Here is a 24542-nt window from a genome sequence, read left to right as displayed (position 1 = left end):
GGGTAGTCAGTTCACGAACGCGTCGAGGACCTGCTCGTACTCCTGGCACCACCAGACCGTCTGTCCGGCGGCTGCCGGGAAGAGCGGGTCGGCGCGTGGGTCGGCGCGCTGGTAGCGCCACTGGAGCATCCAGAAGTCGTTGAGCCGCTCCCACCAGACCCGGTGCACGGCCAGCGCCAGCTCCGGACGCCCGGCGCCGCAGGCGGCCCGGTAGCCGCGCGCGTACTGGCGCACCCGGGCCAGGTCCAGCTCGCCGCTGACCGGGTCGTTGAAGATCAGCGTGGCGGCCCGGACCGTCTCCTCGGCGCGCGGGCGCACCCGCAGCCGGTCCCAGTCCAGCACGCCCGCCACCCGGCCGCCGCGGTACAGCAGGTTGAGGCCGTGGAAGTCGCCGTGCACCCAGCCGCAGCGGCCGAACTCCGCCGGTGCGGGCCGGCGGTGCCGGTGGGCGGCCAGCAACTCGGCCCGCTCGGCCAGCCGTTCTTCGGCGAGATGCTCGAACGGCCCGTACGGGCGGTGCTCGGCGGCCAGGGCGCGCAGCTGCTCGATCAGTTCGGCGGTCTCCTCGGGGTCGGCGCTGGGCAGTTCGGCGGGCTGGCTGACGGGGGCGCAGACCTCGTCGAGTGCGCCGTGCAGTTCGGCGAGCAGCGCGCCGAGTTCGGCGGACTGCGGCAGGTTCAGCTCGGCTCCGGTGCGGTGCCGCCCCGCCACCCAGGGGTACAGGGCGAAGTGGCGGCCCTGGTGGTCGGTGACGGTGCGGCCGTCCCGGTCGGCCAGCGGGGCGGGCACCGGCAGGCCGCGGGCGGCCAGTGCGGTGGTGGCCCGGTGCTGGGCCGCGATCGCGGCGCGGCCGGCGGTGGCCTGGTCCACGTAGCACTTGAGGAAGTAGGGCCCGTCCTCGGTGGTGACCCGGTAGCCGCGGTTGAGCAGGCCCTCGGCCACCGGCTCGGCCGTGAGCAGCCGGCCGGTGGCGTAGCCGCGCAGCACCCGGGCCAGTGCCTCGTGCGGGACCGGCGGGCTGAGGGTGCCCACCGGTGGTGCGGCGGCGTCCGGGCCGTCCGGGCCGTGCGCCGGGGTGTGCGGAGCGTGCGCCGGTCCGTCCAGGGCGTGGACGGGGTTGTCCGGATCATGGTCAACCGGCTTGCCGGAAAGGATGGTTGGAGCGGAGAGGAGTTGACGGTCAATCACGCTCCGTCATCGTAGCCGGGCGTGTCGATCGAGGCGCCGATGGCGGAAATTGCCCGGTTGTGAGCACCGTTCCGACGGTCATGATCGCTGACGGTGCGTTAACCAACCGCTGGTGGGACGGTTAGTGATGCTGCTGGTCGGCGCCGAGCCGGGCCACGTAGGCGGCCGCCTGGGTGCGTCGCGCCATACCCATTTTGGCCAGCAGGCTGGAGACGTAGTTCTTGACCGTCTTCTCCGCCAGGTGCAGCTCGCCGCCGATCTGACGGTTCGTCATGCCCTCGCCGATCAGGTCCAGGATCCGCCGCTCCTGCTTGGTCAGTTGGGCGAGCTTCTCGTCCTCCTTCTCGCCGCCCTCGCGCAGCCGCTGCAGCACCCGGCTGGTGGCCGCCGGGTCGAGCAGCGACTTGCCGGCCGCCACGTCGCGCACGGCCGAGAGCAGGTCGGTGCCGCGGATCGCCTTGAGCACGTAACCCGAGGCCCCGGCCATGATCGAGTCGAACAGGGCCTCGTCGTCGGAGAACGAGGTGAGCATCAGGCAGCGGATCTCGGGCCGCTGCGAGCGGACCTCGCGGCAGACCTCCACCCCGTTGCCGTCCGGCAGCCGCACGTCGAGGACGGCGACGTCCGGAGCCACGGCCGGGATCCGGGCGAGCGCCTCGGCGGCGGTGCCGGCCTCGCCGACCACCTCGATGTCCGCCTCACCGGACAGCAGCTCGTGCACTCCGCGACGGACCACCTCGTGATCGTCGAGCAGGAAAACCCTGATTCGCCCGTTTTCGTTCATCGCCAAATACTCCCATAACGCCACAGAGAGGGCCTATCGTCCGCACCACCTGCCACACAATCTGTCCGATCAACCCCCTTACGCGAAACGCGCTGCCCGGATAGCGTGCGCAGGTGTCCTGACGGCACCCGCCGGTGCGAGCTGTGAGCCCGGTTCGACCCCACCCAGGTCGGAACAAGTAGGACGTCCTAGCGCAGGCGCGCCAAGAGCGCCCGCTGGGTAACGTTCTCGTGAGGACGCCGTCGGAAAAGGATCACCACCTGCCGCGTATTCGGTGCGCCCACCCCGCGCGCTGTGCGAGGAGGTGACCGGACCGGTCACCGGCGACCCCGGGCGGCCGGACAGACCGAGGAGTGAACGTGACCGTCAAAAGCACGGCGAGGGCGCGCAAGAAGGCCGCCCCCGGCGTCCCCGAGAACGTCCCCGCGGGGAAGGACGCCCCGGCGGAGCTCATCCAGCTGCTGACCCCGGAAGGCGAGCGGGTCGAGCACCCGGACTACCCGCTGACCGTCACCCCCGAGGAGCTGCGCTCCCTCTACCGCGACCTGGTGCTGGTGCGGCGCTTCGACGCCGAGGCCACCGCGCTGCAGCGCCAGGGCGAGCTGGGCCTGTGGGCCTCGCTGCTCGGCCAGGAGGCGGCACAGGTCGGCAGCGGCCGTGCGATGCGCGAGCACGACTACGCCTTCCCCACCTACCGTGAGCACGGCGTCGCCTGGTGTCGCGGGGTGGACCCGCTCAACCTGCTCGGGATGTTCCGCGGTGTGAACCACGGCGGCTGGGACCCGAACGAGAAGAACTTCCACCTCTACACGATCGTGATCGGCTCGCAGACCCTGCACGCGACCGGCTACGCGATGGGCATCACCAAGGACGGCGCCGACGACGCGGTGATCGCCTACTTCGGCGACGGCGCCTCCAGCCAGGGCGACGTCAACGAGGCCTTCACCTTCGCCTCGGTCTACAACGCCCCGGTGGTCTTCTTCTGCCAGAACAACCAGTGGGCGATCTCCGAGCCGACCACCACCCAGACCCGGATCCCGCTCTACCGCCGTGCCTCCGGCTTCGGCTTCCCCGGCGTGCGGGTGGACGGCAACGACGTGCTGGCCTGCCTGGCGGTCACCCGCTGGGCGCTGGACCACGCCCGCAGTGGCAGCGGCCCGGTGCTGGTCGAGGCGTTCACCTACCGGATGGGCGCGCACACCACCTCCGACGACCCGACCCGCTACCGGGCCACCGAGGAGACCGAGGCCTGGAAGGCCAAGGACCCGATCTCCCGGCTGAAGGCGCACCTGGAGCACGAGAAGCTGGCCGACGAGGAGTTCTTCGCGGCGGTGGAGGCGGAGAGCGAGGTGCTGGGCCTGCGGGTGCGCGAGGGCGTGCGCTCGATGCCGGACCCCGACCCGACGCTGATCTTCGACCATGTCTACGCCGAGCCGCACGCCCTGGTGGCCGAGGAGCGGGCCGAGTATGTCGCGTATGCGGAGTCGTTCGAGGGCGGGGAGTAACCGATCATGTCCAAGCTCAGTATGTCGAAGGCCATCAATGAGGGCCTTCGCTCCTGCCTGGAGACCGACCCGAAGACCCTGGTGATGGGTGAGGACGTCGGCAAGCTCGGCGGCGTCTTCCGGGTCACCGACGGCCTGCAGAAGGACTTCGGCGAGGACCGGGTGATCGACACGCCGCTCGCCGAGTCCGGCATCGTCGGCACCGCGATCGGCCTGGCGCTGCGCGGCTACCGCCCGATCGTGGAGATCCAGTTCGACGGCTTCGTCTACCCGGCCTTCGACCAGATCGTCACCCAGCTGGCCAAGATGCACGCCCGCGCGCTCGGGCACGTCAAGATGCCGGTCACCATCCGGATCCCGTACGCCGGCGGCATCGGCGCGGTCGAGCACCACAGCGAGTCGCACGAGGCGTACTTCACGCACACCGCGGGCCTGCGGGTGGTCACCCCGTCCAACCCGGACGACGCGTACTGGATGCTGCGGCAGTCGGTGGAGTCCGACGACCCGGTGATCTTCCTGGAGCCCAAGGCCCGGTACTGGGACAAGGCCGAGATCAGCAGTGCGCCCGCGCTGGACCTGCACGCCGCCAAGGTGGTGCGCCCCGGCACCGACCTGACGCTGCTGGCCTACGGTCCGATGGTGAAGGTCTGCCTGGAGGCGGCCACGGCCGCCGCGCAGGACGGGCGCAACCTGGAGGTGGTCGACCTGCGCTCACTCTCGCCGGTCGACTTCGCCACCCTGCAGGCCTCGGTGCAGCGCACCGGGCGGGCCGTGGTGGTGCACGAGGCACCGGTCTTCATGGGCATGGGCGCCGAGCTGGCCGCCCGGCTCACCGAGAAGTGCTTCTACCACCTGGAGGCGCCGATCCTGCGGGTCGGCGGCTACCACGCGCCGTACCCGCCGTCCCGGGTCGAGGAGCAGTACCTGCCCGACCTGGACCGGGTGCTGGACGCCGTCGACCGCGCCATGGCGTTCTGAGAACGGAGTGACAACCATGACCACAGATGTCGGCTCACTCCGTGAGTTCAAGATGCCCGATGTGGGCGAGGGCCTGACCGAGGCCGAGATCCTCAAGTGGTACGTGCAGCCCGGCGACACCGTCACCGACGGCCAGATCGTCTGTGAGGTGGAGACCGCCAAGGCGGCCGTGGAGCTGCCGATCCCGTTCAACGGGACGGTGCAGGCGCTGCACTTCGCCGAGGGCGCCACGGTCGACGTCGGCACCTCGATCATCGCGGTCGCGGTGGCCGGTGCGGCGCCCGCCGCCGCTCCGGTCGCCGCCGCGGTGGCCGCGCCCGCCCCGGCGGCCCTCGACGAGGAGCCGGCCGAGCCGGCCCGCCGCGAGGTGCTGGTCGGCTACGGGCCGCGCACCGGTGGCACCCAGCGCCGGGCCCGGCGGACGACCGTCACGGCGGTTGCCGCCGCCCCGGCTCCGGTCGCCGTCCCGGTCGCCGCCGCGGCTGCGGTCGCCGCTCCGGCCCGGGCGTTGGCCCCGGTGGTCCCGGCACAGCAGTCGGTGTCCGGCGAACGGCCGCTGGCCAAGCCGCCGGTCCGCAAGCTGGCCAAGGACCTGGGGATCGACCTGCGCACCGTGGTGCCGACCGGCCGTGACGGGATCATCACCCGCGAGGACGTGCACGCCGCCGCGGCCCCGGCTCCCGCGCCGGTCGCCGAGACCGTCGTGGCGAGCGCCGTCGAGAGCGCCCCGGCGGCACCGGTGGCCGCCGCCGGCACCGATGTGCGGGTGCCGATCAAGGGCGTGCGCAAGGCCACCGCCCAGGCGATGGTCGCCTCCGCCTTCACCGCGCCGCACGTGACCGAGTTCGTCCAGGTCGACGTCACCCGCACGATGAAACTGGTGCGCACCCTCAAGGAGAGCGGCGAGCTGGGCCCGGGGGTGCGGGTCAGCCCGCTGCTGCTGGTGGCCAAGGCGCTGCTCACCGCGATCAAGCGCAACCCCGAGGTCAACGCCAGCTGGGACGAGGCCGCCCAGGAGATCGTGCTGCGCGGCCAGGTCAACCTCGGCATCGCGGCCGCCACGCCGCGCGGCCTGATCGTGCCGAACATCAAGAACGCCGGCGCGCTGACCCTGACGGGCCTGGCGACCGAGCTGGGCTCGCTGGTCGACACCGCCCGCCAGGGCAGGACCTCCCCGGCCGACATGGCCGGCGGCAGCGTCACCATCACCAACGTCGGCGTCTTCGGCGTCGACACCGGCACCCCGATCCTCAACCCCGGCGAGGCCGCCATCCTGGCCTTCGGCGCGGTCCGGGAGCTGCCGTGGGTCCACAAGGGCAAGGTGGTGCCCCGTCAGGTCACCACGCTGGCACTCTCCTTCGACCACCGGATGGTCGACGGCGAGCTGGGCTCCAAGGTGCTGGCCGATGTGGCCGCGATCCTGGAGCGCCCGAAGCGGTTGATCACCTGGGCCTGACGGTCCGTCAAAAAGGGTCCGGGCCCCGCACCTGTGGCAGGTGCGGGGCCCGACTGCGTTCGGATCAGTGGTGGGTGGCCCGGCGGCGCCGGGTGACGACGAGTGCGCCGGCGCCCAGCAGGACCAGCGCGCCGCCCGCGCCGGCCAGCGGGAGGGCGGAGCTGCCGCCGCCGGTGAAGGCCAGGCGCGGGGTGGCGGTGGGGGAGCTGCTGCCGGTGGACCCGGTGCCGGGGGCGACGGCGGCCGGGGTGGCCGGCTGGGTGGCGGTCGGCTCGGTGGCGTCCGGCCGGGTCGGCGCGGCGCTGGTGGCGGCGGCCGGGGCGGCCGGCGCGGTGGCCTGCCGGGTCGGGGCCGGGGCCGGGGTCTTGGCCGGCGCGGTGGTGGGGTGCAGGACGGTGAGGTCGCGGACCTGGCTGTCCGAGCCCCGGCCGTTCTCCGCCACGGCGGAGACCCGGACCTGCAGGTTCGTCGTGTTCTGCGCGGCGCCGGCCTTCAGCGCCAGCCGGTAGGTGAAGTGCACCGCGTGGCCGTTGACCATGGGGCTGCCCTTGATGCCGGACAGGTCGGCGGTCAGGGAGTAGTGGCCGGTCGAGCGGACCGGGACCGGCTGCCAGCCGTCGGCGGTGCGCAGTTCGAGGACCACGTCGGGCCGGCCCACGAAGCGGGGTGAGTTGTCGGAGGAGAGCACGAGCTCCGGCCGGACGTCCTGGTAGGGCGCGCCGCTGTCCTTGCCGGCCTCGACGTCGATCTCGAGCGGCGCACCGCCCGGGGTGATCGTCAGGGGCTTGGTGCCCATCATGAAGAAGCCGGCCCGGAAGCCGTTCTCCTCGGCCGGGTTGGCCGGGGCCGGGGTGCTGGAGCTGCTGGGGGCCGGGGCGGGCGTGGCGGCCGGGCGCACGACCTTGAGGACGTGGGAGGGGACCTTGCCCTGCGCGTCCGGCCCCGAGTACATCGTGAAGTCGTGCAGGTCGGCCGGGGCGTTGGCGGACAGGCTGACCCGGAACATGAAGCGGGTGGCGCGGCCGTTCTCCAGGTGCTGGGCGAGGGAGGACGTGTCGGCGTGGACGGCCGGGTCGCAGCCGTGCAGCATCGGCAGCGTCCGCCAGCTGCCGTCGACCATCACCTGGACGTCGAGGTCCTGCAGGCGCGGGAAGGTGCCGGTGCCGTCGAGGGCGTTGGCGAAGGACAGCTGCGGGGTGATGCCGTCGTAGGCGACGCCGGTGAAGTTGGTGACCTCCTCGCCCACCTCGACCGCGGGGCCACCGGCCGTGATGGTGTCGGCGAAGCCCGGGACGAAGCCGCTGCCGACGTTGCCCCGGGGCGCCGGCTGGGACTGGACGGGCGTGGGGACCACCGTCCTGGCCGGGGCGTCACCACAGGCCCAGGCCGGGGTGCCGCCGCTCAGCAACGGCAGCGCGGCGCCCAGGGCGAGGGTCGCGACGCCGGTGGCGAGGGCGCGACGCGAGACGACATGGGCGGCAATACGGGAGAAAGCGGGCATACGCATGACGCGCTCCTTCAAGGACCTGGTTCTGATGGTGTGTTGGGCGAAGGAGTCCGGCGTCGCGTCCCCCCGGCTGCGCCGGTCCCGCTCTCCGTGCCTTCATCCGTATAGACGCGCATCCTTGTCGGGGGTTGCAGGTGAGTTCGAAAATATTTTCCGGCCCGTCCCGGGCCCGCTCCTGAATACTGCTCAGATGGCCGAACACCGCACCTTGGACGCCCCCGCCGATCCGCTCGCCGATCCCCCGCCACCTGCGTACTCGCTGCGCCGCGACGTCTCCTTCTCGGCGCTGCTGGCCGGTCTGATCGCCGTGGTGGTCTGCTACTCGGGGCCGCTGGTGGTGGTGCTGGCGGCGGCCCGGGCCGGGCACCTGGACCAGGCGCACACCGCCTCGTGGATCTGGGCGATATCGATCGGCAGCGGGGTGACCTCGCTGCTGCTCAGCTGGCGGACCAGGCTGCCGGTGATCACCGCCTGGTCGACGCCGGGGACCGCGCTGCTGGTCAGCAGCCTGGGCGCGTACAGCTACCCGGAGGCGATCGGGGCCTACCTGGTCAGCGGGGTGGCGGTGACGGTGCTCGCGGTCACCGGGCTGTTCGGGCGGCTGGTGCGGGCGATCCCGGCCGCGGTGGTGAACGCGATGCTGGCAGGCATCCTGTTCAGCTTCGGGACCGAGATCTTCACCTCGCTGCACACGGCGCCCGTCGTGGTGCTCGCCGCGCTGGCGGCCTATCTGACGGCCAAGCGGCTGCTGCCCAGGTACGCGGTGCCGGCCGCGCTGCTGGTCGGGGCGGTCGCGGCCGCGTGCACCGTGGGCCTGCCGCTCGACCTGGGCCACGGCGGCCTGACCCGGCCGGTGCTGACCGTGCCCGCCTTCGGCGGTGCGGCGCTGGTGGGCCTGGCGCTGCCGCTCACCCTGGTCGCGCTGGCCTCGCAGAACGCGCCGGGGCTCGGGGTGCTGCGCGGCTTCGGCTACCAGCCCGACGACCGGCTGCTGGTCGGTGCGACCGGGGTGGTCTCGATCCTGCTGGCGCCGTTCGGCGGCCCCGGGGTCAACATCGCCGCCATCACCGCCGCGATCTGCGCCGGCCCGGAGAGCCACCCGCAGCCGCGCCGGCGCTATCCGGCCGGGATGTCGATCGGGGTGCTCTACCTGCTGGTCGGCTGCTTCGGCGGGGTGCTGGTCAGCCTCTTCTCCGCGCTGCCCGCCGCGCTGGTCGCGGTGGTCGGCGGGGTGGCGCTGATCGGCGCCTTCCAGGGCAGTCTGGCGGCCGCGCTGGCCGAGGAGCGGGGCCGGGAGGCGGCGGCGGTGACCTTCCTCGCCACCACCTCGGGCATGACGCTGTTCGGCGTCGGGGCCGCCTTCTGGGGCCTGCTGTTGGGAGTCGGCACCCAGCTGGTCCTCGGCGCCGGTACGGCCCGGGGCGGGCGGAGCGGAGCGGCACAACCGGAGCCGCGGGCGGTGCGCAAGCCGGGCTGAGCCTACGGGTGGCAGCGGTGGGCCTGGCGGGTGAGAAGCGCGGGCCGAGGTCGGTAGGCCCGGGCGGGGCGGGTACGGCTGTGCGACCCCCACCCGCGCGCCCGCCGGGTGACCGGAGCACCGAGGACCATCGGTATGGCGCCTGGCAACCCTGGCCGTCTCATCCGGAGTCTGGCCGCACTCGTCCTGCTCGCGGCGGCTGTGCTGCCCGCCGCCCTGGAGCTCGCCGGGCCGGCGCCCTTCGCGCCGGCCTGGTCGACCGGAGCCCTCGGCACCTCGGCCACCGACCGGGCCGCCCCGCCCAGAGGCGGCGTGGGCGTCGCGCCCGCCCGGCTGCGGGCCGGCGCACCGACGGTCGACATACGCCGCACCGGTGATCCGGCCAACCGGATCACCCTGGTGCTGCTCGGCGACGGCTACACGGCCGGCCAGCAGGACCTCTTCCGACAGCAGGCCGACAACGCCTGGCGGGCGCTGATGGACATCGAGCCGTTCCGCACCTACCAGGGCTTCTTCAACATACGGCGGGTCGAGGTGGTCTCCCCGACCTCCGGGATCGTCGAGGGGCAGGTCAAGGGCCGCCGGCCCGGCACCCCGCTGGGCATGCACTTCTGGTGCGAGGGGACCGCGCGGCTGCTGTGCGCCGACGAGAACGCCACCGCCCAGTACGCGGGCCAGGGGCCCGGACCGCAGTACCTGATCGCGCTCGCCAACTCGACCGAGTACGGCGGGGCCGGCGGCACCGGGGTGACCACCCTGTCGGGCGGCAGCCCGGACGCCGGGCGGATCATCCAGCACGAGATAGGGCACACCGTCGGTGATCTCGGCGACGAGTACGACAGTGCTCCGAAGGACGCCGGCTACCCCAACCTCTCCAGCCAGGGCGACGAGGTCATGCGCCGCGACCACCTCAAGTGGTGGCGCTGGCTGGGGACCGACTCGCCGGACGGTGGCGGCCCGGTGGGCGCCTACCGCAGCGCCAACGGCATCTACCGCCCCACCGCCGACTCGGTGATGCGCACCCTGGGCGGCAGCTACAACCTCCCCTCGCGGGAGGCGATCATCGAGCAGCTCTACCGCCGGGTCAGCCCGCTGGACGGCATCTCGCCCGCGGCCGGCCGGGTGGCGGGGCGGCCCCGGCTGACCGTGCGGCCGCTGACACTGACCGGCGGCCGCCAGCTCCAGGTGGAGTGGAAGGTGGACGGCAAGGTGGTGCCGCCCCCGACCTCCGACCACAGCTCGTTCGACACCGCGACGCTGGCGCTGGCGCCCGGGCAGCGGGCCACGGTGAACGCGACGGTGCGGGACACCACCGACTGGGTGCGCGACGAGGCGTTCCGGGACCAGCACATGACGCGCAGCGTCAGCTGGGTCCTGACGGGGTGAGAGGGATCACCGCCAAGGGCGGCGCCATCCAATGATGGGATGACTAATCTAAAGTCCACTATGACCGTGGACCCAGCCGTCACCCGCCCTTCCGCCGTCCCTGGTCCCCGACTGCGCGGCGACCAGCCGCCCGCCGCACCGGACCTCCAGCCGCCGGGCGGGCGGGCCGCCTGGTTCGCCTGGGGCATCGGTGTCAGCTGTTACGTGCTCGCGGTGATCCACCGCACCAGCCTCGGGGTCGCCGGCCTGGAGGCCGCGCACCGGTTCGGGGTGGACGCCTCCACCCTCGCCACCTTCTCCATCCTGCAGGTGCTGGTCTACGCCGCGATGCAGGTCCCGGTCGGCCTGCTGATCGACCGCGTCGGGCCGCGCCGGGTGCTGCTGCTGGGCACGGTGCTGCTCAGCGCCGGCCAGCTGGCCTTCGCGCTCAGCGGCGCGTTCGGGCCCGCCCTCGTCTCCCGGGCGGTGATCGGCTGCGGGGACGCGATGACCTTCATCAGCGTGCTGCGGGTCGCCGCCCGCTGGTTCCCGGCGGCGAAGAACCCGCTGGTCGTCCAGCTCACCGGGCTGGCCGGGATGGGCGGCAACCTGATCACCACGGTGGTGCTCTCGCAGACCCTGCACACCGAGGGCTGGACCGCCAGCTTCAGCGCGGTCGCCCTGCTCGGCACGGTGGTGTTCGCGCTGGTGGCGCTGCTGCTGCGGGAGGCTCCGCCGGGTGCCGCGGTCGCGGCCGCGCAGGCCGCGCCCGTGCGGCGGGCGCCGATCCGCGAGCAGATCCGCGACTCCTGGCGGCAGCCCGGCACCCGGCTGGGCCTGTGGGTGCACTTCACCACCCAGTTCCCCTCCAACGTCTTCGCGCTGCTCTGGGGGATGCCCTACCTGGTCGAGGGCCAGGGGATGAGCCGGGGCGAGGCCGGCGGGCTGCTCACCGTGCTGGTCCTGTCGAACATGTTCTTCGGCCTGCTCTTCGGCCGGCTGCTCTCCCGCGGCCCCGCGCTGCGGATGCCGCTGGTCTTCACCGTGCTCGCCGCCACCGGCACCTGCTGGGCCCTGGTGCTGGCCTGGCCCGGCGGCCACCCGCCGCTCTGGCTGCTGGTGCTGCTGCTCCTGGTGATGGGCAGCAACGGCTCCGCCTCGCTGGTCGGCCTGGACTACGCCCGCGCGCACAACCCGGCGCATCGCCTCGGCACCGCTTCGGGCATCGTGAACATGGGGGGCTTCATCGCCACCATGATCAGCCTGCTCGGGATCGGGGTGCTGCTGGACCTGCTCTCGCCGGCCGGGGCCGGCGGCTACTCGGCCCAGGCGTACCGGGGGGCGTTCTGCTGGCTGTACGTGCCGCTGGTGCTCGGCACGGTGATGATCCTGCGGCTGCGGGCGAAGGCCGAGGGGCGCGGCGCGGAGGGCTGACCCGGCGCCGCCGGGGTCCGGCGGCGCCGAGCGAGCGGTGGGCCGCCCGGTCAGTGCGTCTGGGCGAAGTGCTCCAGGATCCGGGCTGCCAGCTCGTCGTCCCCGTCGATGCGCAGCGCGCCGGCCGGCAGGGCCTCGGGGCGCACCCGGCCGCAGGCCAGCCGCAGGAAGGTCTCCCAGCCGAGGGTGAACTGGACGTCGGGGCCCAGGCTGATCTGGCCGTCGATCGCGCCGCGGCCGCTCTCGTCCACCCGCACGGTGCGCAGGAACTCCAGCGGGCGGGTGACGTCGAAGACGATCACGGAGCCGGCGGGGGCACCGGCCTGCTTGGCGATGAGCTTCGGCAGGCCCTGGAGCAGCAGGTCCCGGGTGACCTGGGCGGCCGCCGAGTCCAGGTTGCCGGGCAGCCGCAGGGCGCGGCGCAGGTCCTGCTCGTGCACCCAGACGTCGAGCGCCCGCATCTGGAGCAGCCGTTGGTAGGGCAGCTCGAAGGAGTACGGTCCGGCCGGGAAGCGCACCACGTCCTCGGCGGCGGTGGTGGCGTTCCGCAGTGCCCGCGCGCGGCGGATGATCACGTACTCCAGCTCCGAGGTCATCTCGGGCGCGGTGTGGCAGCGGCGCTTGTCCACCGGGAGTTCGAGGTAGCGGGAGACCTCGTCCTTGATGTGCCGCAGGTCGCTGGGGAGCGAATGGATCGGCCGCGGGTCGCCGAGCAGCTCGGACTCGACGGCGATCACGTGCGAGACCACGTCGCGCACCGACCAGCCGGGGCAGTCGGTGGGCCGGTTCCAGGAGTCGCCGGGCAGGGCGGCCAGGAGCTCCGCTATGGACCCGATGGTCTGGGTCCAGGCATCCGTGAGGGACTCTACGGCCTGATTGTCGGTCACAGCTGTTCTTCTCCGGCCATCCGTCGGCTTTACGCGCTAACCGCACGTTACGCTGCCGGGAGAGAGCAGGCAGCGCTTTCGGGTGACGATCGTAGGTCTCTTGTCGTGGACGGTGGTAGTGTGCGCGCCTCATTGATCCAACTCTCCGTGTCCGACGCCGAACCGGCGGCCGAGCGGCGGGCCCGTGCCGCGGCGCTGGTACGGGCGCAGCAGGGCGCCGACCTGGTGGTCCTGCCGGAGCTCTGGCCGCTCGGCGGATTCGCCTATGACGCCTGGTCAGACGGGGCGGAGCCGCTGGACGGCCCGACGGCTGAGGTGATGTCAGCGGCGGCGAAGGCCACCGGGGCCTGGCTGCACGCCGGCTCGATCGTCGAGCGCGATCCGGACGGGCCGGTCTACAACACCTCGCTGCTCTTCTCACCCGGTGGCGATCTGGTGCACACCTATCGCAAGATCCACCGCTTCGGCTTCGACAGCGGCGAGGCGGTCACGATGGGGGCCGGGCAGGAGATCGTCACGGCCGCCACCGACTTCGGCACGCTGGGCCTGGCCACCTGCTACGACCTGCGTTTCCCCGAGCTGTTCCGGGCCCTGCTGGACGCCGGCGCGCAACTGCTGGTGGTCCCGGCCGCCTGGCCCGAGCGGCGGCGCGAGCACTGGACCCTGCTGGCCCGGGCCCGGGCGGTGGAGGAGCAGGCGTTTGTGCTGGCCTGCAACACCGCCGGCACCCACGGCGGGGTCGAGCAGGCCGGGCACAGCCTGGTGGTGGACCCGTGGGGCAAGGTGCTGGCCGAGGCGGGGATGGGCGAGGAGGTGCTGACCGTCGAGTTCGACCCGGCGGAGGTGGCCCAGGCCCGCGCCGACTTCCCGGTGCTGCGCGACCGGCTGCTGGGGATTCCGGCGCCGGTGCAGCGCTGAGCGGGCCGGGTGCGCTGAGCGGGCCGGGTGCGCGCCGGCGCGCCGGTGCGGACGGGGCCGGGGAGCAGCGGTGTGGCCGTTGCGCGGCTTTTGAGAGGATGACCCCCGGTAGCGGGCCCGCCGTGGGCACCGGCCACGGATCGAAGGAGGTGTGCTCATGGTCGTCAGCGGTCTGGGACGTCTCCCGATCCAGCGCAACAGCCTGCGCGAGCAGATCTCCGGAGCCCTGCGCGAGGAGCTGATGGCGGGCCGGCTGGCGGCGGGCAGCAACTTCACCGTCAAGGAGATCGCCGAGCTCTACGGCGTCTCCGCCACCCCGGCCCGGGAGGCGCTGGTCGACCTGGCGGCGCAGGGGCTGTTGCGGGCCGAGCACCACCGCGGGTTCACCGTGCCCGAACTCACCTGGACCGACTTCCTGGAGATCTTCGAGGCCAGGGTGATGCTCACCGAGAGCGCCCTGCGCCGGCTGAACGTGGGGGACAGCGGCTACGACTGGTCGCGGCTGAGTTCGCTGCGCCGCCGGGCGGAGGCGGCCGCGCGGGCGGCCCGGGCCGGGCAGTTGGACGTCATGGTCGGCTGCGACCGGCGGTTCTGGCAGGAGATGTCCGGGTTCCTGGAGAACCGGCGGCTGGCCGACTACCTGGACTGGCTGCGGGTGCAGTCCTGGATGTTCGCCGCCCGGTTCCTGCGGGCCCGCACCGAGCTGGCCGGGGTCTGCTGGGACAAGCACGGCGACCTGGTCGAGCTGATCGCGGCCCGGGACCTGCCCGGCACCCATCGGATGATCAACGACTACAACCTGTTCACCGTCCGGCTGCTGGCCGAGCTGGCGGGGGAGTCGCCGACGAGCACCTCGGTGCTGTCGCTGCTCACCGCCGAGCCGGTCGGAGCGGCCGGGGCGGCCGGACCGGTGTTCCCGGCTCCCGGCTCCGTGCTCGGCGCGGGCCCGGTAGGGTAGTTCGGGCGTCGAGGAGTTCGACCGGCGCGCTGTGGGCCTTTTCCGGGAACCGGCGCCCGACGACCCGAACGCCCGTGACCCGAAGCCAGTGAGAGGAAGAGCGGCCGTGGCCTGTGACCTCTGGCTCGTACCGCTCGTGGACGTACTGAGCCACAACCCCGAGAACCCGTTCCGCGACGACCTCGCGGTCTACAACGCGGCGCTGACCGCCCGCGGCCTGCCCGAGGTGCCGGTCTACGCGTTCGCCCCCGGGGTCACCGGCGGAGTCGAGCCGATAGCGGCCTTCGACTACGACTCGTTGCACTTCCTGCGCCGCGCCTACCTGCTGCAGCGCACCGGCTTCCAGCTCACCCCGGTGGACGCGCTGGGCGGCGACTACGAGCAGCTGCTGGAGATGTTCGAGGCGACGGCCGAGCAGTCCCACCTGGTCTGGCACTTCGACCACGCCGGCGCGTACGTCCCGATCGAGTTCGAGGTCCCGCTGGTGGACCAGGAGCTGCTGGCCTCCGGCGGGCCGCTGGGCTCCTCCTACGGGCTGCTGCGCGAGCTGCAGGCGATCGCCCCCGCGCTCGGCATCGACCCGATGAACCCGCCGGGTCCCACCCGGCCGCTGGGGCCCACCGGGCTGGAGCAGCCGTTCGCCCCGCCGCTGGACGACGTGCACCCCTACGCGCGGGAGCGGCACGCCTGGGCGGGGCTGTACGCGGCGGCGACCCGCAGCCTGACCCAGGGCTCGATGGTGGTCTTCGCCTGAGCCGGTGCACCGGCCCCCGCCGGTGCCTGCCGCTGCCCTGCCCTGCCCGCCCGTCCCGGTGAGCGTGAGGACGGGCCCTACCGCAGCGGGCCCTCCGGCGGCCGCTGGCGCGGCATCGTGGGCCTGGTCCCGGGCGGCGGCAGCACCCGCACGGGTGCCGGCGTGCCGCCCTCGGTCCGGCTGCCCCAGCTGCCGGGCGCCTGGGTGGGCAGCTGGGTCATCCGGGCCCGGAACTCCAGCATCCACTCCGAGGTCTCGCCGCGGACCAGCTCCGAGAGGTCCTCGCAGAACCGCCGCAGCACGCCCAGGCAGCGCTCGGCCGCTTCGCCCGCGGTGCCCTCGGTGGGGCCGAGCACCTCGCGCACGCACTCCGAGGCCCAGTCGAACTGGAACGCCTCCAGCCGCCGCTGCAGCGCCTGCGCGGTGGAGACGTCGCGCATCCAGCCGGAGCTGAGCCCGAAGGCCCGGTCGGCGGCCAGGCAGCCGCCGGCCAGCGCGAGGCAGACGTACCCCCAGGCACTGGCGTGCGCGAAGCGCCCGGTCAGCTGCACCAGCGGCAGGGTCACCCCCGCGATCCCGAGCGCGGCCGCACCGAACCGCAGCAGCCGGGCCCAGCGGCGCTTCCAGAGCCGGTCGCGGCGGTACCAGTCGATCGCCTCGACCGCGCGCTCCTCGGACCAGCGGTAGAGCTCCTCCAGCCGCTCGGCCGGCTCACCCCAGTCCCCGAGCGGGAACTGGCGGGCACTCAGATCGGCGCGGCGGCGGGTGGCGGCACGGTCCCGGCCGGCACCGGCCGCCGCGCCGGGCTGGTCCTCCTCGCCGACGTCCTTGCCCCAGGGACTCTCCTCGGGCTGCATTTCGGGCTGGCTCACCTGTAGGGCTCCCTTGACGGGCCGACTGCTCTGACAGACCTGACTGCGGCGTGCCATGGCACTGCTGGGTATCCAACAGCACTTCTTACCGCCAAATGGCTGACCATGCGGCCCCTCCCCCGTGATCGTTACCCGAAATGACGTCAGGAACCCGTGGTGACGGGGTTGCGGAAGTCGGCACGATTTCACTCTTCCGAGCGAGTGCGGCGCGTGCCGCGAACCTGACCTGGTCCACCGCTCGGCTGAAGCCACATGTGCGGGCGCCGCTGCGCGCATGATCACTGGAGCTTGCGACAACCCAGGAGAGGGGGCGAACCGGTCACCGGCTACCCTTGCCAAGCGTGAAGGTCCTCGTCATCGGCGGCGGCGCCCGCGAACACGCCCTGTGCCGCTCTCTGTCCCAAGATCCCGCCGTCACCGAGCTGCACTGCGCCCCGGGTAACGCCGGGATCGCGCAGGTGGCGACGGTCCACCCGGTCGACCAGCTGGACGGTGCCGAAGTCACGGCGCTGGCCCGCGAGCTGGCCGCCGACCTCGTGGTGGTCGGCCCGGAGGCCCCGCTGGTGGCCGGCGTCGCCGAGCCGCTGCGCGCGGCCGGCATCCCGGTCTTCGGCCCCTCCGCCGCGGCCGCCCAGCTCGAAGGCTCCAAGGCCTTCGCCAAGGATGTGATGGCCGGCGCCGGTGTGCCCACCGCGCGCTCCTACCTGTGCACCACCACCGAGGAGGCCGCCGAGGCGCTGGACGCCTTCGGTGCCCCGTACGTGGTCAAGGACGACGGCCTGGCGGCCGGCAAGGGCGTGGTGGTCACCGCCGACCGCACCGCCGCGCTGGCCCACGCCGCGGCCTGCATGACGGTCACCGCGGAGCGCCCGGGCGGCGGCAGCGTGGTGATCGAGGAGTACCTGGACGGCCCCGAGGTCTCGCTCTTCGCGATCACCGACGGCACCACCGTGCTGCCGCTGCAGCCCGCCCAGGACTTCAAGCGGGCGCTGGACGGCGACGCCGGCCCGAACACCGGCGGCATGGGCGCCTACTCGCCGCTGCCCTGGGCCCCCGAGGGCCTGGTCGAGGAGGTGCTCGACACGGTGCTGCAGCCGACCGTGGACGAGCTGCGCCGCCGCGGCACCCCGTTCTCCGGGCTGCTCTACGCGGGCCTGGCGCTCACCTCGCGCGGCACCCGGGTGATCGAGTTCAACGCGCGCTTCGGCGACCCGGAGACCCAGGTGGTGCTGGCCAGGCTGCGCACCCCGCTGGCCGGCGTGCTGCTCGCCGCCGCCAACGGCACGCTGGCCGCCCAGGAGCCGCTGCGCTGGGACGAGGGCGCCGCGGTGACCGTGGTGATCGCGGCCCAGGGCTACCCGGCCGCGCCCCGCTCGGGCGACGTGATCGAGGGCCTGGAGAAGGCCGAGAGCGCGGACGGCACGGTCCACGTGCTGCACGCCGGTACCCGGACGCAGGACGGGCTGGTGCTCAGCGCCGGCGGCCGGGTGCTCTCGGTCACCGCGACCGGTGCCGACCTCACCCAGGCCAGGGAGCGGGCCTACGCGGGCGTGGCCGAGATCCGGCTGGAGGGCTCGCAGCACCGCACCGACATCGCGCTGCGGGCGGCTCAGGAGGCTTCCGCTTCCTGAGCCGACCCCGCCGCCGTCACCGGCGGCCGTTGCGACTGCGCAGTCCTGCCAGGGGCGCTGCGCCCGGTCATCCCACCGGGCGCAGCGCCCCTGGCGTTCGCCCGGGCGAACGCCAGGGCGTCAACGGTTGCGAACGGTGGGGCGATTCCAGCCCTTCGAGTGAATGACGCGTCATCGGGCTGACGTACGGTCGCCGAGGGCCGTATGGTGCGCTGGACCGCGGTGCCGCCGGGGGTGCGTCGGTGCCTGTCACCGGGTGCGCCGGCCTGTGCGGGGGGAAGCTGCAAGGACCGGGCCGCCGTCACCGGGACGAGTGGAAACCGGGGCGAACCGGAACGCCCGCCGGGTCGTGTGCGTCAGAACTGGCAGCGGGACCGGGCCCCGCGGTGCGTCCTCGGGGCGTGAACCACCTGAACCGATCCGCGGGGTGCGCCGACGGCCGGCCACGGCTCGGCGGAGCGCTCGGCGGGACGCAACTCGGCTGGGCGGCACGAACACGCGGGACAGAGCAGCGGGACCCGACCGGTCCCGATCGTCCGACTCCGAAGGGGGTGCAGCACCGGATGGCCGTTCTCGACGCCGCACGCGCACGAGCGAACGCCGTGCTGCGGATCCGCGCGCTGGCCCGGGCCGCGGCCGTGCTGCCGGCCGCCATCGAGGTGGTTCTGCTGGCCGGTCGGCTGACCGGCCGGATCGGCGCCCCGGGCGCGCCCGACGCCACCGGCTGGGACGTGGTGCGCTGGGTGGTCGGCGCGCTGGCCGTGCTGGTCGCGGCGCTGGCGCTGGCCGCCGTCCACCGGCACGCCAGTGCGGTGCCGCCGAGCACCCCGGCCGTGGCCGTCCCACCCCAGCAGGCGCCCGAGCTGCACCGCACGATCCAGGAGCTGGCCGACCGGCTCGGTGTGCCGGCGCCCGCCGCGATCGCGCTGACCCCGGACTGCGACAGCTGGCTGGAGGACCCGCCGGCCCCTGCGCTCTCGTTCGTCCGCACGCTGCGCACCCTGGTCCGCCCCTCGCACCCGCCGGCGGCGCAGGTGCTGGTGATCGGCTCGCCGTTCCTGTGGTGGATGCGGGCCGACGAGCTGCGCGCCCTGCTGGCCCCCGTGGTGGCCGGCACGGCGGCCGCCGCCGACCCCGAGATCGCCGCCGCCCGCAGGTTCGTGCGCGGCCTGGACGCCGCACTCGGCCAGGGCCGGCGCACCCCGCAGGCCCGGCTGCTCGACCGGATCACCCGCCTGCTGCTCAAGGCCTGCCGCGAGCACGTCGCCGAACTGGAGCGGGCGGCCGCCGCCGCGGCCTCCGAGCGGGCCAAGGCGGTCGACTACGGGCTGCGGATCGCCGCGCAGGGCCAGGTGGGCCTGGCCTACGCGGGCTGGGACCGGCTGCTCACCCGGGTGGCGCTGCCGGCCTGGCGGCTGGGCCGCTGCCCGGCCCAGCTGAACGCCGGCGTGGTCGCCGCGCTGACCGAGCTGTCGCGCCGTGACCGGCTGGCCGAGGGCTACGAGAGCCGGCTCGGCGACCGGCCCGCCTGCGACCTGCTGGAGGAGCCGGGCGACATGGACACGGCGGTCTCACAGCTGGCCGCCGAGCTGTTCCACGGCCCGGTCCCCGGCGGCCAGGCCGAGCTGTCCTGGGACGACTACCCCGAGCAGGTGGTGGACCGGGGCTGGCGGCTGCGGGCGATGGCCCTGCAGGAGGCGCTGGACACCACCGCCCCGCCCGGCACCGGGCCGGTGCCGGGCCGGGCGGTGGGGCGGGCCGGGGCACCGACGCTGGACCGGCTGCTGGAGCGGCTGGCGGACGGCGGCGGGGACGAACTGGCCCGGGCGCTGGCGGCCCAGGGCGGCCCGTCGGCCGGTTCCCCGGCTGGTTCTGCGGCCGGTTCCCCGGTGGGGGTGGGGGCGGGGGCGCTGCTGTCCGGGACCGGCGAGCGCGGCGGCCGGGAGCTGCTGGCCGACTGCGTGACGGCGATGGTCTGCTGCGCCGCGGTGGACAGCGCCGGAGCGCACCCCGGCCTGGACTGGCTGGACGGTCCGGTGCTGCTGCTCGGCGGGGTGCGCCGCGGCGACCTGGCCGACCCGGTGGTCGAGGCGGTCGAGCAGGGGCGCACGGCCCCGCTGCGCACCTGGCTGCAGGCGGCCGGGGTGCGCCTGGAAAAGCCCGTCCGCCTGGGTTGATGGACAGTCAACAACCCTCCGAACGGGGGTCGTTGCGGATGAGTTGCTGACTTGGGGTGACGCACCGCCAGCACTCTGTGGTCTGCTGGACCACACGCACATTTCCGCGGCACATGCCACGGAGCCGCGCATCGTGGGAGGGGCGACGTGGACAAGGAGTCGTCAGGTCGCAGATGGGAGTCCGGGACGCTCGCGCACGGCGTCTCGGATCCCTTCGGGCAAGGGCCGTTGCCCTGGCTGCGCAGCCCTGACCAGTACCTGGCGGGCACCGAGGGGGCCATCCCCTGGTACGTGAGCACCGACGCCCCGGGCCAGCAGCCGGTGCCCGCGGCCCAGGGCGGCTCCCGCCCGCCGGGCCGGGCGATGGTCGGCATCCCGCGCAACTCCGACGACGTGGTGCAGCAGATCAAGGGCTTCGCCTCGGCCGGCGCGGTCTACCCGGGCGGCTCGGTGGACCTGCGGGTCACCGTGCACCCGCCGCGCGAGTTCATCGTCGAGGTCTACCGGATCGGCCACTACGCGGGGGCCGGCGCCCAGCACATGACCGCGAGCCCGCTGATCGCGGGGCTCCAGCAGCCCGCGCCGCTGGTGGTCGGACGGACCGTCAGCTGCCACCACTGGTGGCACTCCTGGCGCCAGCAGATCCCCGCGCACTGGCGCCCCGGCGCCTACGTCGCGGTGCTCACCACCGCCGACCAGCGCCACCGCAGCCACATCCCGTTCACCGTGCGCGATCCGCTGGCCTGCGGCCGGTCCGGTGACGGCCCGGTGGACAGCGGCCCGGTGGACCGGGATCCGGCCGCGGACCTGCTGCTGGTGCTGCCGGACATCACCTGGCAGGCGTACAACCTGTTCCCGGAGGACGGGCACACCGGCGCCAGCCTCTACCACGCCTGGGACGAGAAGGGCCGGCTGCTGGGCGAGGAGGCGGCGGCGGTCACCGTCTCCTTCGACCGCCCGCAGGCCGGCGCCGGGCTGCCGCTGCACGTCGGGCACGCCTACGACTTCATCCGCTGGGCCGAGCGGTACGGCTACGACCTGGCCTACGCCACCGCCTCCGACCTGCACGCGGGCCTGGTCGACCCCTCCCGGCACCGGGCGCTGATCTTCCCCGGCCACGACGAGTACTGGTCCGAGTCGATGCGCCGCACCGTGGAGCGGGCCAGGGACGGCGGCACCTCGCTGGTCTTCCTGTCCGCCAACACGATGTACTGGCGGGTCGACCTGACCGCGGGCGCCTCCGGCGAGCCGGGCCGGCTGCTCAACTGCCGCAAGCGCCAGCGGCTGCAACCCGAGGCGGCGGCCGCTGGTCCCGGCGCGGCCAGCGCGCTGTGGCGGGACGCGGGGGAGCCCGAACAGCACCTGCTGGGCGTGCAGTACGCGGGGCGGGTGGCCCAGCCGGTGCCGCTGCGGGCCGGCAACACCTGGCACTGGCTCTGGGCGGGCACCGGCCTGCGGGACGGCGACGAGGTGGCCAACCTGGTGGCGGGCGAGGCGGACCGGTACTTCCCCAAGGTGGCGCTGCCCGCGCACACCGAGCGGACCCTGCTCGCCCACTCGCCCTACCAGGACGAGCTGGGCCGGGCCCGCTACCAGGAGACCTCGCTCTACCGGGCACCCAGCGGCGCCTACGTCTTCGCCGCCGGGACCTTCGCCTGGTCGCCCGCCCTGGACCGGCCCGGCCACACCGACGAACGGATCCAGCGGGCCACCGCCAACCTGCTGGACCGGGTCTGCAAGGACGGCTGACCAGGGCGCCGGCCGGCCGGTGGGGCCGCATGCCGGGGGAGGCCGCATGAAAGACTTCAGCGGTCCGAGCTGCGACCCCCACTCCTGAGGACTGAACGACCTTGAGCGGATTTGTCACCAAGCCCGAGCCGGTCCAGGTACCCGGCCTGGTCCACCTGCACACCGGCAAGGTGCGCGACCTCTACCGCGATCAGGCCGGCCGGCTGGTCATGGTGGCCAGCGACCGCACCTCGGCCTTCGACTGGGTCCTGCCCAACGACATCCCCGACAAGGGCCGGATCCTCACCCAGCTCTCGCTCTGGTGGTTCGGGCAGATCAGCGACCTGGTGCCGAACCACGTGATCTCCACCGAGCTGCCCGACGGCGCACCCGCCGACTGGGCCGGGCGCACGATGGTCTGCGACAGCCTGGAGATGTTCCCGGTGGAGTGCGTGGCCCGCGGCTACCTGACCGGTTCGGGCCTGCTGGAGTACCAGGAGAGCCGGACGGTCTGCGGGATCGCGCTGCCGGAGGGCCTGGAGGACGGCTCCGAGCTGCCCGCGCCGATCTACACCCCCGCGCTCAAGGCCGAGGTCGGCGAGCACGACGAGAACGTGCCCTACGAGGAGACCGCCCGCCGGATCGGCGCCGACTGGGCCGCCACGCTGCGCCAGACCACGCTGGCCGTCTACACCCGGGCCAGCGAGATCGCCCGCAAGCGCGGCCTGATCCTGGCCGACACCAAGTTCGAGTTCGGCCTGCGCGGCGGCGAGCTGGTGATCGGCGACGAGGTGCTGACCCCGGACTCCTCGCGGTTCTGGCCGGCCGACGAGTGGCAGCCGGGCCGGGCGCAGCAGAGCTACGACAAGCAGATCATCCGCAACTGGCTCGCCTCGCCGGCCTCCGGCTGGGACCGCACCGGCGAGCAGCCGCCGCCGGCGCTGCCCGCCGAGATCGCCGAGCGGACCCGGGCCCGGTACGTCGAGGCCTACGAGCGGCTGACCGAGACCACCTGGGTCTGAGGCCCCGGCAGGAGCCGCGCCGCCCGCAGGCGGTCAGATCCAGCCGTGTTCGCGGGCCAGCCGCACCGCGGCATGGCGGTTCTCGGCGCCCAGCTTGCCGGCCGCCGAGGAGAGGTAGTTGCGCACCGTGCCGGGCGAGAGCCCGGCCCGGGCGGCGATCTCGGTGATCGGGGTGCCGTCGGCGGCCAGCTCCAGCACGTCCGTCTCGCGCGGGGTCAGCGGGCTGTCGCCGGCGCTGATCGCCTCGGCCGCCAGCTCCGGGTCCACGTACCGGCCGCCGGCCCGCACCGTGCGGATGATCCCGGCCAGGTCGGCGGCCGAGACGGTCTTGGGCAGGAAGCCGCGCACACCCACCTCCAGCGCGCGCTTGAGGTAGCCGGGGCGGCCGTGCCCGGTGACGATCATGGTGCGGCACTCCGGCAGCAGCAGGCGCAGTTCGGCGGCCACCTCGATGCCGTCGAGCCCCGGCATCTGCAGGTCGAGCACCGCCACTTCGGGCCGGTGCGCCCTGGCCATCGCGAGCGCCTCGGGTCCGGAGGCCGCCTGGGCCACCACGGTCAGGTCCTCCTCCAGCGCGAGCAGCGCGGCCAGCGCGCCGCGGATCAGGTGCTCGTCGTCGGCGAGCAGCAGGCGGACGGGTGCGGTCATGCGGCCAACTCCTGGTCGGGGGTGCGGGGCAGGGGCAGGGTGGCGCGCAGCGTGAAGCGCTCCGGCGAGCGGGTGCAGACCAGCGTGCCGCCGTGGGCCGAGAGCCGCTCCCGCAGGCCGGCCAGCCCGCTGCCGCCCTCGGGTGCGGCAGGCGCGCGCACCCCGTCGTTCTCCAGTTCGAGGACGGCCTGGTCCTGGTGCCGCCACAGCCGGACGGTGACCTGCTCGGCCTCGCTGTGCCGCAGCACGTTGGTGGCGGCCTCGCGGACCACCCAGCCGAGCACCGACTGGGCCAGCGCGGGCAGCGCGGCCGGCTCGGGCCCCAGGTCGACCCGGCACTCGATGCCGGCGGCCCGCAGCACCGAACGGGCGCCGGTCACCTCGGCGGCCAGGTCGGCGGTCCGGTAGCCGCGCACCACCTCGCGCACCTCGCGCTGCGACTCCTGGGCGATCCGCTGCACCTCGACCATCTGGTCGGCCGCCTCCGGGCGTCCGCGCCGGGCCAGTTGCACGGCCAGCTCGGCCTTGAGCGCCATGGTGGTCAGATTGCGGCCCAGCACGTCGTGCAGGTCCCGGGAGAAGCGCAGCCGTTCCTCGGCCACCGCGAGGCGGGCCTGGGTCTCACGGGCGCTGTCCAGATCCCAGGCCACCTTGACCGTCCAGGCCGAGCAGCGGCAGCTCACCGCGCAGGCCGCCATCCCGAAGACCGAGCCGACCAGCTGGCCGACCGCGAAGCCGGGGTGCTGGCAGGCGAGCCAGAACGGCGGCAGGGCCAGCAGCAGCATCGCCAGCGCCCAGGGCGTCAGGACCCGCGGTGGCAGGACCATCGTCGGGGCGGCGACCCAGAGGGTGAGCAGCACCTCGCCGGTCAGCAGCAGGGCGGTCGGCGGCCCGCCGCGGTGCCCACCGGTGAGCAGCGGCAGCCAGATGGCGGCCTGGATCACGGCCGCGTGCGCCAGCAGCAGCCGCAGCGGCAGCGGGCCGCCGCGGAGGTAGTGGGCCAGCGCGGCCCGGGTCAGCGGGACGCAGAGCACGGCGCTCAGCAGCACCAGGACGCCGAGCAGCACGGCCGCGGGCACGGAGGACTGCCGGACCACGTTCTCGGCGGCGAGCGGCAGCATCAACAGCGGTGCGAAGACCGTCATCACGTACAACGACCAGCGGGTGTAGACCTCGATCCGCTGCGGTTTGCCGTACTCGCGCCAAGCCCTGATGCCCATGTCCGCCCCCCTCCTCGGTGCCGGTGCCCTTCC

General features: G+C 73.9%; 20 protein-coding genes. 13 read left to right on the top strand and 7 right to left on the bottom strand.

What is annotated here, in order from left to right; translation table 11 throughout:
- Positions 1-6: 6 nt before the first annotated feature.
- Positions 7-1032: a phosphotransferase gene (locus ACFZB9_RS28785; protein WP_391452114.1), complete on the bottom strand. Its 1026-nt coding sequence runs from the start codon at positions 1030-1032 to the stop codon at positions 7-9.
- 277 nt (positions 1033-1309) lie between these two features.
- On the bottom strand, positions 1310-1972 hold the full coding sequence (locus ACFZB9_RS28780; protein WP_391451925.1) for a response regulator: 663 nt from the start codon (positions 1970-1972) through the stop codon (positions 1310-1312).
- 359 nt (positions 1973-2331) lie between these two features.
- Here ACFZB9_RS28780 and pdhA point away from each other — a divergent pair, with 359 nt between their 5' ends.
- From pdhA to ACFZB9_RS28765, 3 genes are read left to right on the top strand one after another with little or no spacing between them, the layout of a single operon-like run.
- On the top strand, positions 2332-3477 hold the full coding sequence (gene pdhA, locus ACFZB9_RS28775) for a pyruvate dehydrogenase (acetyl-transferring) E1 component subunit alpha (protein ID WP_391451923.1): 1146 nt from the start codon (positions 2332-2334) through the stop codon (positions 3475-3477).
- Between the two features lie 6 nt (positions 3478-3483).
- Positions 3484-4455, top strand: coding sequence for an alpha-ketoacid dehydrogenase subunit beta (locus ACFZB9_RS28770; protein WP_391451921.1), 972 nt, complete (start codon positions 3484-3486; stop codon positions 4453-4455).
- Positions 4456-4471: 16 nt separating this feature from the next.
- Entirely contained in the window at positions 4472-5911 is a 1440-nt protein-coding gene (locus tag ACFZB9_RS28765) for a dihydrolipoamide acetyltransferase family protein (RefSeq protein WP_391451919.1), read from the top strand.
- A gap of 64 nt (positions 5912-5975) precedes the next feature.
- Here ACFZB9_RS28765 and ACFZB9_RS28760 read toward each other — a convergent pair whose 3' ends face one another.
- Entirely contained in the window at positions 5976-7418 is a 1443-nt protein-coding gene (locus ACFZB9_RS28760; protein WP_391451917.1) for a hypothetical protein, read from the bottom strand.
- A 190-nt stretch (positions 7419-7608) separates the two neighbouring features.
- On the opposite strand from ACFZB9_RS28760, the gene ACFZB9_RS28755 reads away from it, so the two are divergent.
- From ACFZB9_RS28755 to ACFZB9_RS28745, 3 genes are all read left to right on the top strand, one after another.
- Positions 7609-8895: a benzoate/H(+) symporter BenE family transporter gene (locus tag ACFZB9_RS28755; RefSeq protein ID WP_391451916.1), complete on the top strand. Its 1287-nt coding sequence runs from the start codon at positions 7609-7611 to the stop codon at positions 8893-8895.
- A gap of 135 nt (positions 8896-9030) precedes the next feature.
- Positions 9031-10281 carry a M64 family metallopeptidase gene (locus ACFZB9_RS28750; protein ID WP_391451914.1) on the top strand — a complete coding sequence of 417 codons (1251 nt, stop codon included), beginning with the start codon at positions 9031-9033 and terminating at the stop codon, positions 10279-10281.
- A 60-nt stretch (positions 10282-10341) separates the two neighbouring features.
- Entirely contained in the window at positions 10342-11694 is a 1353-nt protein-coding gene (locus ACFZB9_RS28745; RefSeq protein WP_391451912.1) for a nitrate/nitrite transporter, read from the top strand.
- Between the two features lie 50 nt (positions 11695-11744).
- Here ACFZB9_RS28745 and ACFZB9_RS28740 read toward each other — a convergent pair whose 3' ends face one another.
- The gene (locus ACFZB9_RS28740) at positions 11745-12581 is read right to left on the bottom strand and encodes a maleylpyruvate isomerase family mycothiol-dependent enzyme (RefSeq protein ID WP_391451910.1); all 837 of its coding nucleotides are present in this window, start codon (positions 12579-12581) and stop codon (positions 11745-11747) included.
- A gap of 120 nt (positions 12582-12701) precedes the next feature.
- Between ACFZB9_RS28740 and ACFZB9_RS28735 the strand changes: the two genes are divergently transcribed.
- From ACFZB9_RS28735 to ACFZB9_RS28725, 3 genes are all read left to right on the top strand, one after another.
- A complete protein-coding gene (locus ACFZB9_RS28735) occupies positions 12702-13499 on the top strand; it encodes a carbon-nitrogen family hydrolase (RefSeq protein ID WP_391451908.1) in 798 nt (265 codons plus the stop codon).
- Positions 13500-13656: 157 nt separating this feature from the next.
- The gene (locus ACFZB9_RS28730) at positions 13657-14457 is read left to right on the top strand and encodes a GntR family transcriptional regulator (RefSeq protein ID WP_391451907.1); all 801 of its coding nucleotides are present in this window, start codon (positions 13657-13659) and stop codon (positions 14455-14457) included.
- A gap of 106 nt (positions 14458-14563) precedes the next feature.
- Positions 14564-15211, top strand: a complete 648-nt coding sequence (locus tag ACFZB9_RS28725) for a hypothetical protein (RefSeq protein WP_391451905.1) — start codon at positions 14564-14566, stop codon at positions 15209-15211.
- 77 nt (positions 15212-15288) lie between these two features.
- Here the strand turns inward: ACFZB9_RS28725 and ACFZB9_RS28720 are convergent, their stop codons facing one another.
- Positions 15289-16083, bottom strand: a complete 795-nt coding sequence (locus tag ACFZB9_RS28720) for an SLATT domain-containing protein (RefSeq protein WP_391451903.1) — start codon at positions 16081-16083, stop codon at positions 15289-15291.
- A 341-nt stretch (positions 16084-16424) separates the two neighbouring features.
- Here ACFZB9_RS28720 and purD point away from each other — a divergent pair, with 341 nt between their 5' ends.
- The 4 genes from purD to ACFZB9_RS28700 all read left to right on the top strand — a co-directional run bounded on the left by purD (position 16425) and on the right by ACFZB9_RS28700 (position 22641).
- Positions 16425-17714, top strand: coding sequence for a phosphoribosylamine--glycine ligase (gene purD, locus ACFZB9_RS28715; protein WP_391451901.1), 1290 nt, complete (start codon positions 16425-16427; stop codon positions 17712-17714).
- A gap of 563 nt (positions 17715-18277) precedes the next feature.
- A complete protein-coding gene (locus ACFZB9_RS28710) occupies positions 18278-19891 on the top strand; it encodes a hypothetical protein (protein ID WP_391451899.1) in 1614 nt (537 codons plus the stop codon).
- A gap of 147 nt (positions 19892-20038) precedes the next feature.
- Entirely contained in the window at positions 20039-21640 is a 1602-nt protein-coding gene (locus ACFZB9_RS28705; RefSeq protein WP_391451897.1) for a N,N-dimethylformamidase beta subunit family domain-containing protein, read from the top strand.
- A gap of 101 nt (positions 21641-21741) precedes the next feature.
- Positions 21742-22641 (top strand): phosphoribosylaminoimidazolesuccinocarboxamide synthase, encoded by a 900-nt coding sequence (locus ACFZB9_RS28700; RefSeq protein ID WP_391451895.1) that lies wholly within the window; start codon positions 21742-21744, stop codon positions 22639-22641.
- Between the two features lie 33 nt (positions 22642-22674).
- On the opposite strand, the gene ACFZB9_RS28695 is transcribed toward ACFZB9_RS28700, so the two are convergent.
- Positions 22675-23289 (bottom strand): response regulator, encoded by a 615-nt coding sequence (locus tag ACFZB9_RS28695; protein WP_391451893.1) that lies wholly within the window; start codon positions 23287-23289, stop codon positions 22675-22677.
- Positions 23286-24509 (bottom strand): sensor histidine kinase, encoded by a 1224-nt coding sequence (locus tag ACFZB9_RS28690; protein WP_391451891.1) that lies wholly within the window; start codon positions 24507-24509, stop codon positions 23286-23288. The genes ACFZB9_RS28695 and ACFZB9_RS28690 overlap by 4 nt, the downstream gene beginning before the upstream one ends.
- Between the last annotated feature and the right edge of the window lie 33 nt (positions 24510-24542).

This window comes from Kitasatospora sp. NPDC008050, from assembly GCF_042957465.1.
Taxonomy (GTDB): domain Bacteria; phylum Actinomycetota; class Actinomycetes; order Streptomycetales; family Streptomycetaceae; genus Kitasatospora.
This window is presented reverse-complemented; position numbering and strand designations above follow the sequence as displayed.

What these genes read in the sequence shown, in the direction of transcription:
- ACFZB9_RS28780 (WP_391451925.1), bottom strand. Translation starts at nt 1,972, where the DNA reads ATGAACGAAAACGGGCGAATCAGGGTTTTCCTGCTCGACGATCACGAG.
- ACFZB9_RS28770 (WP_391451921.1), top strand. Translation starts at nt 3,484, where the DNA reads ATGTCCAAGCTCAGTATGTCGAAGGCCATCAATGAGGGCCTTCGCTCC.
- ACFZB9_RS28765 (WP_391451919.1), top strand. Translation starts at nt 4,472, where the DNA reads ATGACCACAGATGTCGGCTCACTCCGTGAGTTCAAGATGCCCGATGTG.
- ACFZB9_RS28760 (WP_391451917.1), bottom strand. Translation starts at nt 7,418, where the DNA reads ATGCGTATGCCCGCTTTCTCCCGTATTGCCGCCCATGTCGTCTCGCGT.
- ACFZB9_RS28755 (WP_391451916.1), top strand. Translation starts at nt 7,609, where the DNA reads ATGGCCGAACACCGCACCTTGGACGCCCCCGCCGATCCGCTCGCCGAT.
- ACFZB9_RS28750 (WP_391451914.1), top strand. Translation starts at nt 9,031, where the DNA reads ATGGCGCCTGGCAACCCTGGCCGTCTCATCCGGAGTCTGGCCGCACTC.
- ACFZB9_RS28745 (WP_391451912.1), top strand. Translation starts at nt 10,342, where the DNA reads ATGACCGTGGACCCAGCCGTCACCCGCCCTTCCGCCGTCCCTGGTCCC.
- ACFZB9_RS28730 (WP_391451907.1), top strand. Translation starts at nt 13,657, where the DNA reads ATGGTCGTCAGCGGTCTGGGACGTCTCCCGATCCAGCGCAACAGCCTG.
- ACFZB9_RS28710 (WP_391451899.1), top strand. Translation starts at nt 18,278, where the DNA reads ATGGCCGTTCTCGACGCCGCACGCGCACGAGCGAACGCCGTGCTGCGG.
- ACFZB9_RS28695 (WP_391451893.1), bottom strand. Translation starts at nt 23,289, where the DNA reads ATGACCGCACCCGTCCGCCTGCTGCTCGCCGACGACGAGCACCTGATC.
- ACFZB9_RS28690 (WP_391451891.1), bottom strand. Translation starts at nt 24,509, where the DNA reads ATGGGCATCAGGGCTTGGCGCGAGTACGGCAAACCGCAGCGGATCGAG.